Raw genomic sequence first — 16,108 nt, 5'->3', positions numbered from 1 at the left:
CGTCCTGTGCGGGAATGGCCTGCTTGCACGCCTACTAGCCTATCAGCCCTTTGCTTGCGATGCCCTTCGTCAGCTCCAGCGCCTGCAACTCGAAGAGTCCACGATAGATCCCGCTCTTGCGCTGTATAAGGCTTGCATGAGTGCCTTCCTCGGCGATACGTCCATGTTCAAAGACTAGCAGCCGATCGAGCGCGCGAACCGTTGACAGCCTGTGAGCGACGACGAGCGTTGTGCGGCCCTCCATTAGCTTTTCCATTGCCTCTTGAATGAGCATTTCCGATTCTGAATCGAGGCTTGAGGTCGCCTCGTCGAGGATCAGGATAGGTGCGTTTGCCAGGAATGCCCGGGCAATAGCGATGCGTTGCCGTTCGCCACCGGAAAGTTTGATGCCGCGTTCGCCGACAAGCGTCGCATAGCCTTTCGGCAGCGCTTCTATGAAGTCATGGGCGCTGGCGAGCCGCGCAGCCGTCTTGATATCTGCCTGCGTAGCAGTTGGTCTCGCATAGGCGATATTTTCCGCAAGCGAGCGGTGAAACAGGATCGGTTCCTGCTGCACGATGGCGATCTGGCGGCGAAGAGATGTCTGCGTCACCTTGGAAATATCCTGCCCGTCGATCGAAACCATTCCGCTGTTGATGTCATGCAGGCGCTGGATCAGCTTGATGAAAGTCGTCTTTCCCGAGCCGGAATGGCCGACGAGACCCACCCGTTCGCCAGGCTTGATGGTGACCGAAAAATCATTGTAGAGCGGAGCATGGTGATTGCCGTAGTGGAAAGTGACGCGATCGAACGTGATCAGGCCAGCCTTCACCTCGAGATCTGGCGCGCCTGTAACATCTTCCACGCCCAAAGGCTGGGCATGGATGGTGACAAGCTCCTCCATATCGTTGACCGAGCGTTGCAGGTTGCGGATATGCATGCCGATTTCGCGCAGATAGCCCTGCAGAATGAAAAACGCGGTAAGGACGAAGGTGATGTCGCCAGCGTTTGCCATCCCATTGGCCCAGAGCCAGAGGGCAAGACCCAGCACGCAGCCACGCAACAGGCTGAGCAGCGCATTCTGGGACGTGCCATTCAGGGTGCCCCGCGTCCAGGTGCGCCTTGTGCGATCTTGCCACTTGCGAGTGACCCGGGAAAGACGCTCGTCTTCCCGGTCTTCGGCGCCAAAGGCCTTAACGACCGCATTGCAGGTCACTGCATCGGCGAGCGCGCCGCCAAGGCGCGTATCCCAGTTATTGGCCATGCTTGCCATCGGCGCAACATAGCGCAATGCCATGACCGCGGTGAACACGATGAAGAAGACTGACCCGGCGCCGACCAGCAATCCCATCATCGGCCAGTACCATGTCATTAGAATCGTCGAGCCGATGAGCATCACCAGCGACGGGAACAGCGCTACGAAGACGGTGTCATTGAGGACGTCAAGCGCCCACATGCCGCGCGTCACCTTACGGACAGTAGACCCCGCAAAGCTGTTGGCATGCCAGTCGCTCGAAAACCGCTGGATATGGGCGAAGGAGTCTGCGGCAATCTCAGACATCGACTTCAGAGTGAAGCCTATGATGGCGGTGAACGTCGCATGCCGTAGAACGACGGCGCCGATCGAAAGCACCATAAGCCAGCAAAACGCGTTGACCGCATTGTTCCATGTTGTGGCATCGCTCGCTTCCCCGGATACCACGGCATCGACCAGCCGACCGGAAAATAGGGGCGTTAGAACATCCGCGAGTGTTGACAGCATGACTGTAGACAACATGAAGGACGCGCGGCAAGGCTGGCGCTTCCAATGAGCCCAGCAATAACGGAAAACACTGCGAAAAGCTCCGCCACGGCGAGATTTGAAACCAAATGCCATTGATGTATCCGGCCTTCGCCGGCTCCTTCACAGAGAAATATTTTCGCGCAAAATGATTTGGTGAGGAACGGTTGAAGAGGGGCTTATCGCCACTTCATCAGGTTCTGGGCGTGAGAAAACGCTGCAGGCTTCAGGCGATATTCGCGGAAGCCGCTGGGGAGTTGGAAAAAACAGCCATCAAAAACTCCCCAAAACCGTGTTGATAATAATAAACCCTAGATCGATTGGACGCGCAGGCCAAGTCAAACGGGCAAAATTTTCGCCTGAGCCGTGAGGTGCGGCATACTTGCAACAGCTAAAAAAGGTTGCTCAGACAAACACGGAACAAAATGCAGGAGATGCTGGGGCGTACGTCCATCCGCGAGGCGATGAAGAAAGTGGCGCCCGAGCGCCGACGCTTCGGGTATCGGCGCATCCATGTGATGCTGGACCGGCAGGGATCGTCATGAACTTGAAGAAGCTTCGACGTCTCTATCGGGAGGAGAAGCTGACGGTGCGCAAGCGTGGTCTGGTCGGATTGCTGTCCAAAGAGCTGCCACGCTCTATGGCAGCTTAATCCGAGCCCGGCTTCCAAGACAGAAAGGTCCGTTTCCGGCCCGGAGCGGACGTTAAGACTCGCATGGACTTTTAAATTCGACGTTGACGGTTCAGTATTAGTGCTAGGCGACAACGCAATATGGCAGCAAATCAAATATGTTGACGCGTGGTAGGAAAGTAGCGTTCGTCGATAAGTGGGTTGTGCGAGTTGTGATGACGGTCGCCGCCATCGGCCGCTTTTGGCGCATCGGCGCATCGGCGCAGTGGCGGTCAGGGCCCCGAAGCCGTCATTGGGTCACAATCGGCAGTCCCTATGAGCGACTATAGCGGGAGGGGCGGCGATAATGGCCACATGTTTGAAGGCGTGTATTTTTTCGGTGATGGCGTGCATTGCACTGTCAACGACTACAGCTTCGGCAAAAGTCTCCGGGTCTGACGAGCGGCGTATCCAAGCTGTCGTTTGGCATTTAAATGTGAGAATGCGCTCATTCAGACTGGTGATGGCACCTAATTTGAGATTAGTCGGTGTGATTTTCCATGCAAAACGCCTTCCTGCGCGGCGATATCCATCTGTAATATAGGTCATTTTCTCATTGAGGCGTGGCCGTAAACAGCCATCTTTTCCTGGCGGTGAATCTCACATTAAGTGCCAAATTCCAAGATGGAATCTCAAGTTAAGTGCCAAGTCTCAAATTAAGCGCCAGGCTAACTTGTTGAAACTATTAGGGGGCAGAATCCCACGGTTAAATGCAAAACGACACGTGACGATGGAAAATACTGGATTGGTCGGCTGCGACAACGGTCCCTATGAAGTGTCGGGGGGATGCATAGGGTTCCCATTCATCGTGGGCGGGATAACTTCAACGCCGACGACCGCTTGCGCCGAAAGCCGACCTACCGCCGACTTCTAATGAGCTGGCGGTTGCTATGCAGAAAAACCGCGTTCTGGCGGTCATGCTAACGCTGGTATCTTAGAAGGTTATATCGATGCTGCGAGGGAAGAAATGAAAGTGGAATGTAGCTGCGCTGCAAGATTTTTGACGCGGGTACTTCATGCAGCAGGCGTCTTGGACGTTAGCTGTGTTGTCACCCAGCAATGAGTCGTTATGGATAGGGTTCAATATACACGACCTGGAGGTATGGCTGGGTGGGATCAACGATGGCGATCCGGCCCGCGCCATAAGCGTAGTAGACGTTCGGCTTTGTGAGGATGGCCTGGCGAGAAACGCAGGAGGGGTCCGGGCCCTCCCAGGTCATAGGGCAGTTCTTCGTCATTCCGGCGAGAATGCTCGCATTTACTGGAAAGGACGAAGCCACTTTGGCGGGATCGAGCGGACCTGCTATCCAGGGCGAATACCCATCGTCTCCACCTCGGAACGGCTTCAACGCGTTCAGATATTCCAGCCCCATTTCTCCAAGAATCGGCCGGAGGTCCTCTTCGAGATTATAGGTTTGTATCCGACCTGAACCATAGCCGCGAACCTTGATTGGTTCTCCAGAGAAGGGCCCCTCGATCCGCAGGCCGATCGGCTTAAACATGTCTGGGTCCAGGTGGGCAGGCTTGGCTAATTGAGCGGAAATAATTGTGTAGGAAATCAGTATGATCGGCAAGGCGATGATGCATAGTACGACGCGCAAGACGAACTTCACCGGACAGTCTCCCGTAGCCCGGTGCCGATATCCAGTTTGGTCGCCCGAAAAGTACGCTTCTCGCCGCGCAAGACGAAACGCGCTGGACTGTTCCACCAGCTCGAGTCGAATACGAACTGTGTCTTCAGGAGGTTCGGTGCCACGCTTTCGAGGTCGTCCCCCGGCCATTTTTTTGTGGCAGTTGCCAGCATGGACACGATGGTGATCGGACCGTTCGCCGCTAGTTCGAACGGAGACCAAGACGTGGGGTTGTCGGCTGTAGACACGACATAGCCGTATTTCTCGCGCTGCCTACTCAGCTTTCCGAGTTTGGCACTGCAGGTCCTCAGCACGTCAACCTTTCCGATGTCGAGAAGCACGCGCTCCGCGAGCCCGCATAACTCCGTCGGAACAAGGAAAACTCGCCCGTCGCGCGCCTTGAAGGAGAGCAACGTGCCGTATCTCTGCAGGCAGCCCCCATAGTTGATTGTTGCTACCCACCGTCTTGAGATGCTCCGCTGTCGATAGACGGTCGAGTGCAGGACCTCGCCGCCGACCCTGATTGTGCCTTGGAGCTCATATTGGCTCACGTAAGTGCAGAGGGGGTTGAGCGTAGTCGGAGGACTCGCCCAGTACACAACTCCGAAGCCAATAAGCAGAACTAGCGGTGCAAAGGCAAGTTCTAGGACGCGCTCGGGGATCATGTAGCTGCCGCTCCCAATGTGTCCCATCTTCAGACCGAGGGACGGGGACTACCATATGCACGCCGCGATTGCCGATGGGTTAACCCGATGGCTAACTTTGTAACAGCTATTTTGCGCTAATGCATCCTGACTAGCCGTGCCCCGTGCGTGATACTTCCGAAGTTGAGGAGGTCGCTTTCAATGGCAACTCAAAGGTGCAAATTGGGCAACAGAGAGCTTTCAATTCATTAGTGAGGAGTGGGTCGTAGGTTCGATTCCTTTCAAGGCGGCCGATCGGACGGTCTGTGTCGGCGCGCCTCCGATCCGTTTGTACGTTTGGCGGTGACACATTCAGTGCATGATATTCGCCAAAAATCGCCGCGTGCTATCATGCGAGGGAGTGTCGAAGAACGCGTTGGGCTCATTGACCTCGATCACCTCTCCTGCTTCCATGAACACGACACGGTCTGCCACCTTTCGTGCGAAGCCCATCTCATGGGTGACGACGATCATGGTCATCCCTTCTTCTGCAAGCGTGACCATTGTGTCGAGAACCTCTTTCACCATCTCCGGATCGAGAGCCGAGGTTGGCTCGTCGAACAGCATGACCTTCGGCGTCATGCAAAGCGCCCTTGCGATCGCCACGCGCTGCTGCTGCCCTCCGGACAGCTGACCGGGGTATTTGTCGGCCTGTTCGGGGATCCGCACCTTGTCTCGTCGACGTTTTCCGCGGGCCAGGATCTGCGGCAGGGCGCAGTTCTCCTTGACGGTCAGATGCGGGAAGAGGTTGAAGTGCTGGAACACCATCCCGACCTCCCGCCGGATCGCATCCAGGTTCTTGACGCTGTCGCCAAGCGTGATGCCATTGACCGAAATACTGCCCCGCTGGTGCTCTTCCAGCCGGTTGATGCAGCGGATGAGAGTGGATTTCCCGGAGCCGGATGGACCGCATACGACGATCCGCTCGCCGGCCGCCACGGTAAGGTCGATGCTCTTCAGGACGTGGAAGCTGCCATACCATTTGTCGAGGGCGGCCACTTCGATAGCGTTCAGGTCATTCACGGTCATCGATAGCTCCGGGATTGCACGCGGATTTCAAGCCAGCGGCTGTAGTTGNGAGGGCGGCCACTTCGATAGCGTTCAGGTCATTCACGGTCATCGATAGCTCCGGGATTGCACGCGGATTTCAAGCCAGCGGCTGTAGTTGGATATGCCGAAGCATATTACGAAGTAGATCAAGGCGACGAAGACGTAGCTCTCGACATAGGGAGCACCCCATACGGGGTCGGTTGCCGCGACGCGCGCAGCGCTCAGCATGTCGAAGACGCCGACGATGAGGACGAGGCTGGTGTTCTTGACCATTACGATGGCCGTGTTGGTCAGCGGCGGAATGACCTTCTGGAGCGCCTGCGGCAGAACAATGTGCCACACGGCCTTCCATCCGGGGATGCCCAAAGCCTTGGCCGCTTCAATCTGGCCTGAGGGGACACCCTGCAGCCCGCCGCGGATCACCTCGGCAAGATAGGCGGCGGCAAACACCGTCAGCGCCGCCAGGGTGCGGCCGAGCTTGTCGATCGACCATCCTGCCGGAAGCAGCAGCGGCAACAGGATGGAGGCTACAAACAGCAGCCCCACCAGCGGCAAGCCGCGGACCAGCTCGATCGTCATCAGGGACAGCATGCGTGGGATCGGCAGCGACGACCGTCTTCCCAATGCAAGGAATACTGCGAAGGGAAAGCCGAGGCCTAGCGACAGCAATGCGAGCAGCAGCGTCACGGGCAGCCCGCCCCAGCTTGACGTCGGTACCGGCGTCATTCCAAAGAAGCCGCCCCACATCAGAGCGAGCATGATGGCGACGCATGCCGTCCAGGCAGCAATCAACCGCTGGCCCCATAGCTTCGGGGACAAGGAGGCGAGGATCATCGCGAGGATCAGGCCCATGACCAGAAGCGGTCGCCATTGCTCGTCCGGCGGATAGACACCGAAGATGATGAAGCGAAATTTTGCCCCGATGAAAGCCCAGCAGGCACCGCCGTTGCGGCAGGCGGACGGGTCGTCGGTGGACCATACTNGGATAGACACCGAAGATGATGAAGCGAAATTTTGCCCCGATGAAAGCCCAGCAGGCACCGCCGTTGCGGCAGGCGGACGGGTCGTCGGTGGACCATACTGCGTCCAGGACGGCCCAATTCAGCGCTGGGACCATCAAGATCAGCAGTAAGCCGGTGGTGACGGTCAGAACCGACGCTACCAGATCGCCGAAGAAGAGTTGCAGGATGGGCTTGCGCGGTGGCTTCGGCGGAGCGGATGGCTCGATGTGAGCAACCGTCGGAGCGACATCAAACACGGTCATCGTGCCTCCACCAATGCGACATGCGCATTGTACCAGTTCATGAACAGTGAGACGGCAATGCTGATTGTCAGGAAGATGCCGAGCAGCAGCGCGATGCTCTCGATCGCCTGCCCGGTTTGGTTGATAACCGTGCCGACGACGAGGCCGAGCTCTGGGTAACCGACTGCGAGCGCGAGCGTCGTGTTTTTAACGGTCGACAAATACTGCGATGTCATCGGGGGAATGATGATCCGCAGTGCCTGCGGGATGATGATCTTGGTGAGCGTATGCCGTTCCGATAGCCCGATCGCCCGTCCGGCCTCCCACTGTCCGATCGAGACGGCGTCGATGCCACCGCGGATGATCTAGCCGATGAAGGCGGAGGTGTAGATCACCAAGCCCAGCATTAGGGCGGCAAATTCTGGCGACAGCCGTAATCCGCCTGTGAAGTTGAACCCACGCATTTCGGGAAAGCTGACCACGGCACCTGGCTGGAGAAGCAGCGCCGCGCCGAGGGCAACGGCCGCAGTCAGCCCCAAGAGCGCCAGAACGGGATGGCGGTCATGCCATTGACCGATGCCTGTCATGTGACGGCGTAGGCGCCATGTACCGAAAGTCACAGCGATAACGAGGCCGACAACGGCCCAGGCGCTCGCGTCCAGATCCAGTGCGGGGATGTAGAAACCTCTCAGCGACAGGAAGACGCCGGGCAGGGGATTATAGGCCTCGCGCGGCGCTGGCAGCGTAGTGGTTGCAAGCGCGTACCAGAACAGCAGGTGGACGATCAGCGGCATGTTGCGCATGGTCGTGACGAAGACGCCAGCGACGCCTGAAGTCAGCGGATGCTTCGACCGTCGCGCCAGTCCGACGAGCAAGCCGAGCGCCGTCGACAGAAAAATCGCAAGGGCCGATATCACCAGCGTGTTGCCGACGCCCGTGACGTAAGCCCAGAGGAAACTGTCGGATGGGTCGTAGGGCAGGACGCTTTCCGAGATCGGAAAATTGGCCCGACGCCATAGGAAGTCGAAGCCGACCTTTATCCCGCGGGCATCGAGGTTCGTGACGGTGTTGTTCACCAGCCAGAGGAGGAGGGCGGCAAAGCCGCCCAGCAGAAGGATCTGCCCGCCCCAGCTTCTGAACCGTCTGTTATCGAGAACAGCGGAAATCATTATCGACACCAATCGCTATTGAAAGGCCATCGGGAACATCAGCCCGCCATCGGAAAACAGCCTGTTAGGGCCGCGTTCGATCTTGAGAGGACTGCCGGCGCCAAGGTTGCGGTCGAACATTTCGCCATAGTTGCCGAGCTGCTTGACGATATTGTAGGCGAACTTGTCATCGAGCCCGAGCGCCTTGCCGTTGCCGGGCTCGACGCCGAGGAAGCGCTTTACCCGCGGGTCGTCCGAGCTCATCATCTCGTCAATGTTGGCCTGGGTAATGCCATACAGCTCCGCATTGAGGAGTGCCTGGATCGACCAGTTGACGATATCCGTCCAGTTGTCGTCCCCGTGGCGCACGGCCGGCGTCAGGGCATCCATATCAGACCCGCGAAGAAAAGAACGGGCATGTAGCTCCCCGTCTTTTTCATCAGGAGGGCAAGCAGTGACAGCGTTCCGCCTTCGCCATCATTGTCTGCGCGCAGGAGAAACAGGACATATTTGAACGTCACGATGATCGTCAGCGTCCAGATCATCAGCGAGATGAGGCCGACCACTTCCACATGCTGGATGCCGTCGCCCGAAAAAGGACGCAGGGCTTCGCGGAAAGCATAGAGCGGGCTGGTGCCAATATCCCCGTAGACGACACCGATCGATCCCAGCAAGAGCACAAGAAACTTCCGCGTCTCGGACGTATCGGCGGACGCAGGCGCGTGGGATGTCATCTTGGGCCTTTCAGGCGGTTACGGCCATCTGGCCCTTCGGGCTATATGGAGCAATCCGATCATAGGGCAAACGCTTCAGGAGCGATCGCCGCAATTTCAAAACGTACGCGCGGTCTTATAGTCCGCGGCGCGCTTCTACCAAAGGCAGCACTGCACTTCCACAGTTCGAAAGGGAATAAGACGAGGCTGGTTATCCCGCCTTGCGGAACTCCAGCTCGATCGCCGCATCGTCCAGTACGGCTATGAGTTCTGGGTGCCTGTCAGCCTCTTCGATTGCAAAATGACGGGCTGCTGCTTCGTTGACGAAAATGCCACCGACCAGCCCGAGGCGGTCGTTGACGATCCATCCACCCCGACGACCTCTGCCAATCAGAAATCTCGGTCCGGCGAAAGCCATGTCGCCCGGGTGGGAAACGCTCATGTCGGCGGACTGTTCTTCGATCGTCATTTCGTTTTTCCTTCTGCTTAAGGCGCGTTCAACAGCGCCAAAAGAAACTAAGCCCGAGGGCATGTGGAAATCGATGTGGCTTCGTGGCAAAGAAATATAGACCGCATAGTGTTCAGGCTGCGGCGTGGTTCACGGTCGCTCCGAAAGTCTCCGCGCATGCAGCGCGCAGGGCGATTTCTTCGTCCCGCTCGAGCGGCACCAGCGGCAGCCGAACGTTGGTGGGAAAGGGGCGATCCAGCGAGACGGCAAGTTTTAGTGCCGCGACGTCGCACGCATCCAGCTGGGGGATAGACCTCGCATCGACGGTCCGGTTCGATGACGTCATCGGCGCTGGGCGGATGTTGGTCAGCGCCGATATGACGCCCGATCCACCCAGCGCCAGGAAGGAAGACATGGAGTGGTCGTCCCGGGATAAATGGTTGAACCGGGTGCGCAGCGAGGTCTTGAGATTGGCGAAGTGGGCGAGACGTCCGGGGCCGTGGCAAACACCGACAATCCCGGCGAGGTCGGCAAGACCGACCAGCAGCTCTTCCCCGAAATCTCGCGCCGTCCTTGACGGATCGTCGTCGATCAGGATCGGAAGCCGGACAACAGCTTCGATCTGTCGGAAATGATCGATCACGCCTTTTAGGGTTGGCTTCGTGTAATAGGGCACCGTCAGCAACAAGGCCTTTGCACCGAGCTCCTGCGCCCTCAGGGAGTGTTCGATCGTCTTTGCCGTACAGTTCGATCCTGTCGCGGCGATGACAGTCAATTTGCTGCCCGCACGGCGGACGGCCGTTGTCAGAAGCAGGTCCTGCTCCCTGTGATCGAGTGCGCAGCCCTCCCCGATGACGTCGTGAACGACGATAGCATCGATGCCTGCTCCGACTTGGCGGCCGACTTCGGTCTCGAAGACTGCGATATCGATCCCGGTTCCAGAGAACGGCGTCAGCATCGCGGTGATGGCGAAAGGGCCAGGGCCCTGAAAACAAGTCATGGTGATTTTCCGTTGAGACCAGATCAGACGTCGAACCGATCGCTTCTCTTTCAGATGGATGGGGTTGGTCTTTCAGATGGATGGAGCCGGCGAACGCGTCGATTTTCCGTGTTCCAGCAGGGCGTCACCCCGTCAGGATTGCAAAAACCTCGTCACCGGTCCTCGCCGCCCGTAGCCCTCGAACAGCGTCGCCCTCTCTAAAGCGCCTGGCGACGCATGATAGGACATTGAGAGCTTCCGTCCGCGACGAAGCTGGTGTCAGGAGCAGAATGACGATGTCGACGGGCTCGTCGTCCACGGCTTCGAAGTCGATCGGATGCGCCAGAAGAACCACGAGGCAAAATACCGATTCCAGTCCATCGACTGCCGCATGGGGAAGCGCCACACCGCCCCCGATGCCCGTAGAGCCCAGGCCCTCGCGGTCGGATAGCGCTTTGGCGATGAGATGCGACGAAACCGAAGTCGTTTTGCCAGCCTTCTCAGATATCTGCCGCAACAGCTGTTGCTTCGACGACGAACTCAACCCAACGGAGACGTTCTCCGCCAGGAGAAAATCTTGGACTAACATTTCCTGTACTCCGTCAAATTCTTAGAGCTCAGCTCGTTGCGATGTTGGAGATGATCATCGCCACAACCGTGACCGCACCGAGAACGCAAACTGTTCCGAAGATGACGTCGGAGCCACGGCATGCCCTCGTTACGTCGCGGCGGGGAAAGACGGATTGGCGGAAAAAGCGGGCGAATATTACGAAACGCACTGAAGCCGCTCCCGACACCACTGAATGCGGGCGGCACAAGCCACGATGGTCGCAGCGCCACTCGAATCGTCGAAAATCATCTCGCACCTTTCGCTGGTCGATGCCCAGGCGCCGGTTGCGGAGGGTCTTCGTCTTTATGCGCCCAATCGGCATAGGAATTCGAGACGGGGAGAAGCACAAGAGTATATAGGCTTCATAGTGATTTTCTAGGCGGACTGCACAACCCGATCTTACGGATCCATACGCGACATGAGTGAGATACTTAGCACAGCTAGTCGCACTTCGGCGCGTCATTAGCCGCCGCGTCATACGCAGGAACTTCCTCTGAGTCCGGATCTAACTCTAGTTTCGCCATCTGAGAACGGCAGGCGGGTTCCGGTGTTACCCAGCGTTCACAAAGCTTGAGCTAGGGCTGCCAGTTGACCTAATGCTGCGTCAGTGCCACCACATGTTCACGATCGGTGGCCAATTTCCTCATTTGCGGCACAGCCAGCCGATACGAGGAACTTATAAATAAGGATGTCCGCGGCATGAACATCAAGCAGATGGAAGTGCTGCGGACGCTTTTGGCAACCGGCTCGACGATTGCATCGGCAAAGGTGATGGGGCTTAGCCAGTCAGGCGTAAGCCGCATGCTGCAGCAGCTAGAACAGGATCTTTCTATCACGCTTTTTGCCCGTGATAAGGGACGGCTCGTCGCCACACCAGAGGCGCTAGCGCTGGGGCGCGATGCGGAAAATGTGCTGTTGGCCGTTGAGCGCATGACTACCCATGCTGAAGACCTGCGGGCCGGCAAGTCCGGCCCGGAGATCGTCAGAATCGGTCTACCAAGTAGCATGTGGGAGAACTTTGCCCCGGCTATGTTAATGGACTACGTCCGCGATTTCCCCAGCGTTCGCATCGAGACCTTTTTCGAAACAACGACGGCGATCAACAAACTGGTCGGTGAGCGGGTGATAGACATCGGCTTTCTGCGCATGGAGGGCGAAACGGCACCCAGCATCGCTGTTAAAAAAGTCGCGAGCGGCACCAGCGTCTGCGTCGTACCTGAGGATCACCCGCTCGCGCAGCTGGAAGAGGTCTCCCCGAAGGACCTTCGTAACGTGCCTCTGATCCTGATAGGGCGGCAACGGCCTAATCGCATGTCGCTCGACCAGACCTTCAAGCGGGCCGGTGTCAAGCAGATGGTGAAGATCGAGACGCATACCAACAGCTCCGCCTGCTCCTATGTAGCGCACGGGCTAGGCGTCACGATCATCAGCAGCTTTTACGCCAACCTTTACCGTCATCTTCCGGTGGTCCAGAGACCGTTTGTGCCACGAGCCTCACAGGACTTCGGCCTAGCCCGGGCAGCAGGAGTTCCTTTGTCGATCGCTGCTCAAGCCCTCAGCGCCGCGCTGGAGCGACAGATCCTGCGTTCGCAAATGAGCTAATATAAATTCAGGTAATTGATCTTAAGCATTCGCTGCTATTCGCGGACAGATTCTGTGTACGCCGCATAAGCGTATGAAATTTGTCATACTATTGCGCAATTCTCTCAGTGTCCTCATAGTCTGCCGCAATGAAACCGATGGTGACCGGAGGGAAAGCCGGCCATCAATCGCGGGGATACTATGCTGAGATTTATCCTGAGCCGTCTCATGATGGCGCTTCCAACTATCGTGCTCGTTTCGATCACCGTCTTTGACCTCATTCGCTTTATTCCCGGTGACCCGGCCGCCCTGATGTTGGGCGACATGGCCCAGCCCGAGCAGATCGCCCAAATGCGCACCGAACTCGGGCTCGACAAATCGATGCCGCAGCAATTTGTCATCTGGGCTGGCAATGTACTGCAGGGCGATTTCGGCAAATCGATCGTCAACGACGAGCCGGTGCTACCGCTGGTGGTGTCGCGCTTCGCTGTCAGCGCCGAGATCGTTCTGGTGGCGGTGCTGCTCGCCAGCCTGATCGCCGTCCCGGCAGGGGTTATTGCCGCATGGCGGCAGAACAGTGTCATCGATTTGGCGCTAGTCGGGACAGCAACGGTTCTCTTGTCGATCCCGACCTTCTGGCTCGGCCTGCTGCTGCTCCTATTCTTCGGTCTGAAACTCGGCTGGCTGCCCGTGCTCGGCTATGTGTCGATTGGAACCAACGTCGTCGGCGGGCTGCTCTACTTGGTGCTGCCGGTCATGACGCTGGTCATCCACGAGGCCGGCGTGCTGATCCGCATGGCGCGCGCCTCGACATTGGAAGTGCTGCGCCTCGACTACATCACCCATGCCCGCGCCAAGGGCCTGTCAGAGAGTGCTGTGCTCTGGCGCCACGCCTTCAAGAATGCCTTTGGCCCGACTTGGACGATGATCGGCCTCATCCTCGGCAATTTGCTCGGCGGCATCGCGGTCATCGAGACGGTATTCACTATCCCAGGCCTCGGACGCCTGATGGTCGACGCCATCTTTGCCCGCGACTACCCGGTCATCCAGGGCTGCCTGCTGTTCGTCGCCCTGTCCTACGTGCTGGTCAATCTCACCGTTGACCTGCTCTATCCCCTCTTTGATCCGCGGGTTGTTGCCGAATGAAGACGTTCACCCTCAACGGCATCATCGGCGGGATCCTAATCGCCGTCTTACTCGCCACCGCTGCCCTCGGTATGGTCTGGACGCCCTTCGATCCGATGAAGCTCTCGTTCACCGCGCGCCTGGCCGCCCCCAGTGCCGCGCATCTACTGGGCACCGACGAGTTCGGCCGTGATGAACTGAGCCGCCTGATGGTTGGCGCCAAGGCGAGCGTCTGGATCGGCTTCTTGACCGTTAGCTTTGCTACTATCTGCGGCACGCTGATCGGGCTTGTCAGCGGCTATGCCCGCGGCTGGGTGGATGGCGTCATCATGGCGATCAACAATGCGCTGCTGGCTTTTCCCGGCATCCTCCTGGCGCTCGGCCTGCTTGCCGTCTTCGGTGCCAACCAGTACGGCATCATCTTTGCGCTCGGCATCGCCTATACGCCGTCGATGGCGCGTGTGGTGCGCGGCGCGGTTCTGTCACTGCGGGAACGGGAGTTCATCGAGGCTTCACGGGTAATGGGCAATGGCGAGCTGTTCACCATGTTCCGCCACGTCCTGCCCAATTGTCTAACGCCGATCACGGTGCTCGCCACCTCGATGTTCGGATGGGCCATTCTATCGGAAAGCGCGCTCTCCTTCCTCGGTCTCGGTGTGCCGCCGCCAGCGCCCACCTGGGGCAACATGCTGGCCGCCGGCCGACCCTTCATCCAGCAGGCCGTCTGGCTCGGCCTTTTCCCCGGTCTCTGCATCGCGTTGACCCTGCTCGGCATCAATCTCCTGGGCGATGCCCTTCGCGACCGGCTCGACCCGCGCATGAGAGGTCTGAAATGACGACGGAAACGCTATTGAGCGTTCGCGGCCTATCGCTGGAGGTCGCGCGCACCAGCCACAAGGTCGTCAACGATATCTCCTTCGATATCGCTTCCGGCGAAATCTTCGGCATCGTCGGCGAAAGCGGCTCCGGCAAGACGCTCGCCACCCGCGCGCTGATCTCGCTGCTGCCGCAGGCCATCCAGGTCACCGGCGGATCCATTTCGTACAAGGGTCGCGACGTGCTCGGCCTCAACGCCGGTCAGCTTCGCCGCCTGCGCGGTGCCGAAGTGGGCGTTGTCTTCCAGGAGCCGATGACCTCGCTCAACCCGTCGATGACCATCGGCCGGCAGCTGGAGGAGGGGCTCATCCTCCACACAAAGTTCTCGCCGGACGAACGGCGCGCCCGCATCCTCGAAATGCTCCGCCGCGTCGGCATTCGCGATCCGGAGGGCGCGCTCGGCGCCTATCCGCACGAATTCTCCGGCGGCATGCGCCAGCGCATCATGCTCGCTTCCGTCATGCTGCTGAAGCCGGCGCTGCTGATTGCAGACGAGCCGACCACGGCGCTCGACGCCGTCATCCAGCGCGACGTCATGGAACTGATGGTGGAGCTCACCCGCGCCGAAGGCACCGCCGTCCTGCTGATCAGCCACGACCTGCCGATGGTGGCCCGGTATACGAGCCGCATCGTCGTGATGGAAAAGGGTTCGATCGTCGAGCACGGCCGCACCGAAGACCTGCTGGAAGCACCGCAGCACCACTATACGAAGAAGCTCTTGTCCTCGCTGCCGTTCCGGGGCGAACCGCGCATGGTCGACATGTCGAAGGCGCCGATGGTGTCGGCGAAGAATATCGTCGTCGACTACCCGGGCCGCAAGTCGCTGTTCCGCAAGGCCAAGGCGAAGCGTGCCTTGCACGGCGTCAGTATCGATATTCACGAGGGCGAGGTCGTCGCGCTGGTCGGCGGATCCGGATCGGGCAAGACGACACTTGGCCGCACCATTGCCGGTCTCGTCCGGGAAAACGAAGGCGAGATCCGCTTCCAGGGAAGGGCGCGCGACGAGGACTGGCAGGACTACCGGATGAACTGCCAGATGGTGTTCCAGGATCCGTATTCCTCGCTCGATCCGCGCATGACGATCCTCGCTCTCGTCGAGGAAGCCCTGCGCCTGGTGCCGAACCTCGATGCGGCAGCCAAACGCAAGCGGACGCTGGAAACGCTGGAGGAGGTCGGCCTTGATGCCAGCTATGCCAGCCGCTACCCGCACGAACTTTCCGGTGGCCAGCGCCAGCGCGTTGCCATCGCCCGCGCGATGGCCCGCCGCCCGCGCTTCCTGATCGCCGACGAGCCGGTCTCGGCCCTCGACGTGACGGTGCGGGCGCAGGTACTCGACCTCTTCTCCGACTTGCAGAAGCGCTACGGCTTTTCCTGCCTGTTCATCAGCCACGACCTTGGCGTCGTCGAACAGGTCGCCGACCGCGTCGTCGTCATGCAGGACGGCCGGATCATCGAGGAGGGCGACCGCGACGCGATCTTCGACAGGCCGAAGGAAAGCTACACGCGCCGGCTCCTCTCCGCCATTCCGGCGCTCGACCACAACGCGACCGGCGGCGTCTCCCTCAAGTGGCGCTTCGACAACTGATGCTGAA

The 16,108-nt window shown here is 59.0% G+C and carries 16 protein-coding genes and 2 pseudogenes; 5 read left to right on the top strand and 13 right to left on the bottom strand.

Annotation, left to right across the window (positions count from 1 at the left end; translation table 11 throughout):
* Nucleotides 1–34 precede the first annotated feature (34 nt).
* Entirely contained in the window at nucleotides 35–1,855 is a 1,821-nt protein-coding gene (locus ASG19_RS17795; protein WP_062460213.1) for an ABC transporter ATP-binding protein, read from the bottom strand.
* Nucleotides 1,856–2,211: 356 nt separating this feature from the next.
* Here ASG19_RS17795 and ASG19_RS23630 point away from each other — a divergent pair.
* Nucleotides 2,212–2,363, top strand: a pseudogene (locus ASG19_RS23630) (IS3 family transposase); the annotation flags it as partial.
* Between the two features lie 324 nt (nucleotides 2,364–2,687).
* Here the strand turns inward: ASG19_RS23630 and ASG19_RS23990 are convergent.
* The 12 genes and pseudogenes from ASG19_RS23990 to ASG19_RS17745 form a co-directional block, all read right to left on the bottom strand.
* Nucleotides 2,688–2,978, bottom strand: coding sequence for a hypothetical protein (locus ASG19_RS23990; protein ID WP_156466545.1), 291 nt, complete (start codon nucleotides 2,976–2,978; stop codon nucleotides 2,688–2,690).
* Nucleotides 2,979–3,496: 518 nt separating this feature from the next.
* Nucleotides 3,497–4,042: a hypothetical protein gene (locus ASG19_RS17790; RefSeq protein ID WP_062460210.1), complete on the bottom strand. Its 546-nt coding sequence runs from the start codon at nucleotides 4,040–4,042 to the stop codon at nucleotides 3,497–3,499.
* Nucleotides 4,039–4,725, bottom strand: coding sequence for a hypothetical protein (locus ASG19_RS17785; RefSeq protein WP_062460208.1), 687 nt, complete (start codon nucleotides 4,723–4,725; stop codon nucleotides 4,039–4,041). The genes ASG19_RS17790 and ASG19_RS17785 overlap by 4 nt, the downstream gene beginning before the upstream one ends.
* A 330-nt stretch (nucleotides 4,726–5,055) precedes the next feature.
* Nucleotides 5,056–5,772: an amino acid ABC transporter ATP-binding protein gene (locus tag ASG19_RS17780; protein ID WP_062460206.1), complete on the bottom strand. Its 717-nt coding sequence runs from the start codon at nucleotides 5,770–5,772 to the stop codon at nucleotides 5,056–5,058.
* 87 nt (nucleotides 5,773–5,859) lie between these two features.
* The gene (locus ASG19_RS24515; RefSeq protein WP_244476226.1) at nucleotides 5,860–6,519 is read right to left on the bottom strand and encodes an amino acid ABC transporter permease; all 660 of its coding nucleotides are present in this window, start codon (nucleotides 6,517–6,519) and stop codon (nucleotides 5,860–5,862) included.
* Between the two features lie 534 nt (nucleotides 6,520–7,053).
* Nucleotides 7,054–7,398: an ABC transporter permease subunit gene (locus ASG19_RS24510; protein WP_348271497.1), complete on the bottom strand. Its 345-nt coding sequence runs from the start codon at nucleotides 7,396–7,398 to the stop codon at nucleotides 7,054–7,056.
* Between the two features lie 3 nt (nucleotides 7,399–7,401).
* Nucleotides 7,402–8,205, bottom strand: coding sequence for an ABC transporter permease subunit (locus tag ASG19_RS17770; RefSeq protein WP_244476207.1), 804 nt, complete (start codon nucleotides 8,203–8,205; stop codon nucleotides 7,402–7,404).
* Between the two features lie 15 nt (nucleotides 8,206–8,220).
* Nucleotides 8,221–8,574, bottom strand: a complete 354-nt coding sequence (locus ASG19_RS17765; protein ID WP_062460204.1) for a hypothetical protein — start codon at nucleotides 8,572–8,574, stop codon at nucleotides 8,221–8,223.
* Nucleotides 8,574–8,918 (bottom strand): annotated as a pseudogene (locus tag ASG19_RS17760) (KUP/HAK/KT family potassium transporter); the annotation flags it as partial. The gene ASG19_RS17765 and the pseudogene ASG19_RS17760, both read right to left, overlap by 1 nt.
* Nucleotides 8,919–9,108: 190 nt before the next feature.
* Nucleotides 9,109–9,339 carry a hypothetical protein gene (locus ASG19_RS17755; protein WP_244476224.1) on the bottom strand — a complete coding sequence of 77 codons (231 nt, stop codon included), beginning with the start codon at nucleotides 9,337–9,339 and terminating at the stop codon, nucleotides 9,109–9,111.
* A 139-nt stretch (nucleotides 9,340–9,478) separates the two neighbouring features.
* Entirely contained in the window at nucleotides 9,479–10,345 is an 867-nt protein-coding gene (locus ASG19_RS17750) for a dihydrodipicolinate synthase family protein (RefSeq protein WP_062460199.1), read from the bottom strand.
* Nucleotides 10,346–10,469: 124 nt separating this feature from the next.
* Entirely contained in the window at nucleotides 10,470–10,913 is a 444-nt protein-coding gene (locus ASG19_RS17745) for a PTS sugar transporter subunit IIA (protein WP_062460197.1), read from the bottom strand.
* A 720-nt stretch (nucleotides 10,914–11,633) separates the two neighbouring features.
* Between ASG19_RS17745 and ASG19_RS17740 the strand changes: the two genes are divergently transcribed.
* The 4 genes from ASG19_RS17740 to ASG19_RS17725 all read left to right on the top strand — a co-directional run bounded on the left by ASG19_RS17740 (nucleotide 11,634) and on the right by ASG19_RS17725 (nucleotide 16,101).
* Nucleotides 11,634–12,536, top strand: a complete 903-nt coding sequence (locus ASG19_RS17740; protein WP_062460194.1) for a LysR family transcriptional regulator — start codon at nucleotides 11,634–11,636, stop codon at nucleotides 12,534–12,536.
* A gap of 180 nt (nucleotides 12,537–12,716) precedes the next feature.
* Entirely contained in the window at nucleotides 12,717–13,661 is a 945-nt protein-coding gene (locus ASG19_RS17735; protein ID WP_062460191.1) for an ABC transporter permease, read from the top strand.
* Complete coding sequence (locus ASG19_RS17730; protein ID WP_062460189.1) at nucleotides 13,658–14,476, top strand: ABC transporter permease; 819 nt, start codon at nucleotides 13,658–13,660, stop codon at nucleotides 14,474–14,476. The genes ASG19_RS17735 and ASG19_RS17730 overlap by 4 nt, the downstream gene beginning before the upstream one ends.
* The gene (locus tag ASG19_RS17725) at nucleotides 14,473–16,101 is read left to right on the top strand and encodes an ABC transporter ATP-binding protein (protein ID WP_062460187.1); all 1,629 of its coding nucleotides are present in this window, start codon (nucleotides 14,473–14,475) and stop codon (nucleotides 16,099–16,101) included. Before ASG19_RS17730 ends, ASG19_RS17725 begins: the two co-directional genes overlap by 4 nt.
* Nucleotides 16,102–16,108: the final 7 nt, after the last annotated feature.

This window comes from Rhizobium sp. Leaf306 (genome assembly GCF_001423425.1).
Classification (GTDB): domain Bacteria; phylum Pseudomonadota; class Alphaproteobacteria; order Rhizobiales; family Rhizobiaceae; genus Neorhizobium; species Neorhizobium soli.
The sequence above is the reverse complement of the archived record's forward strand: the minus strand, read 5'-3'. Positions and strand labels throughout refer to the sequence as shown.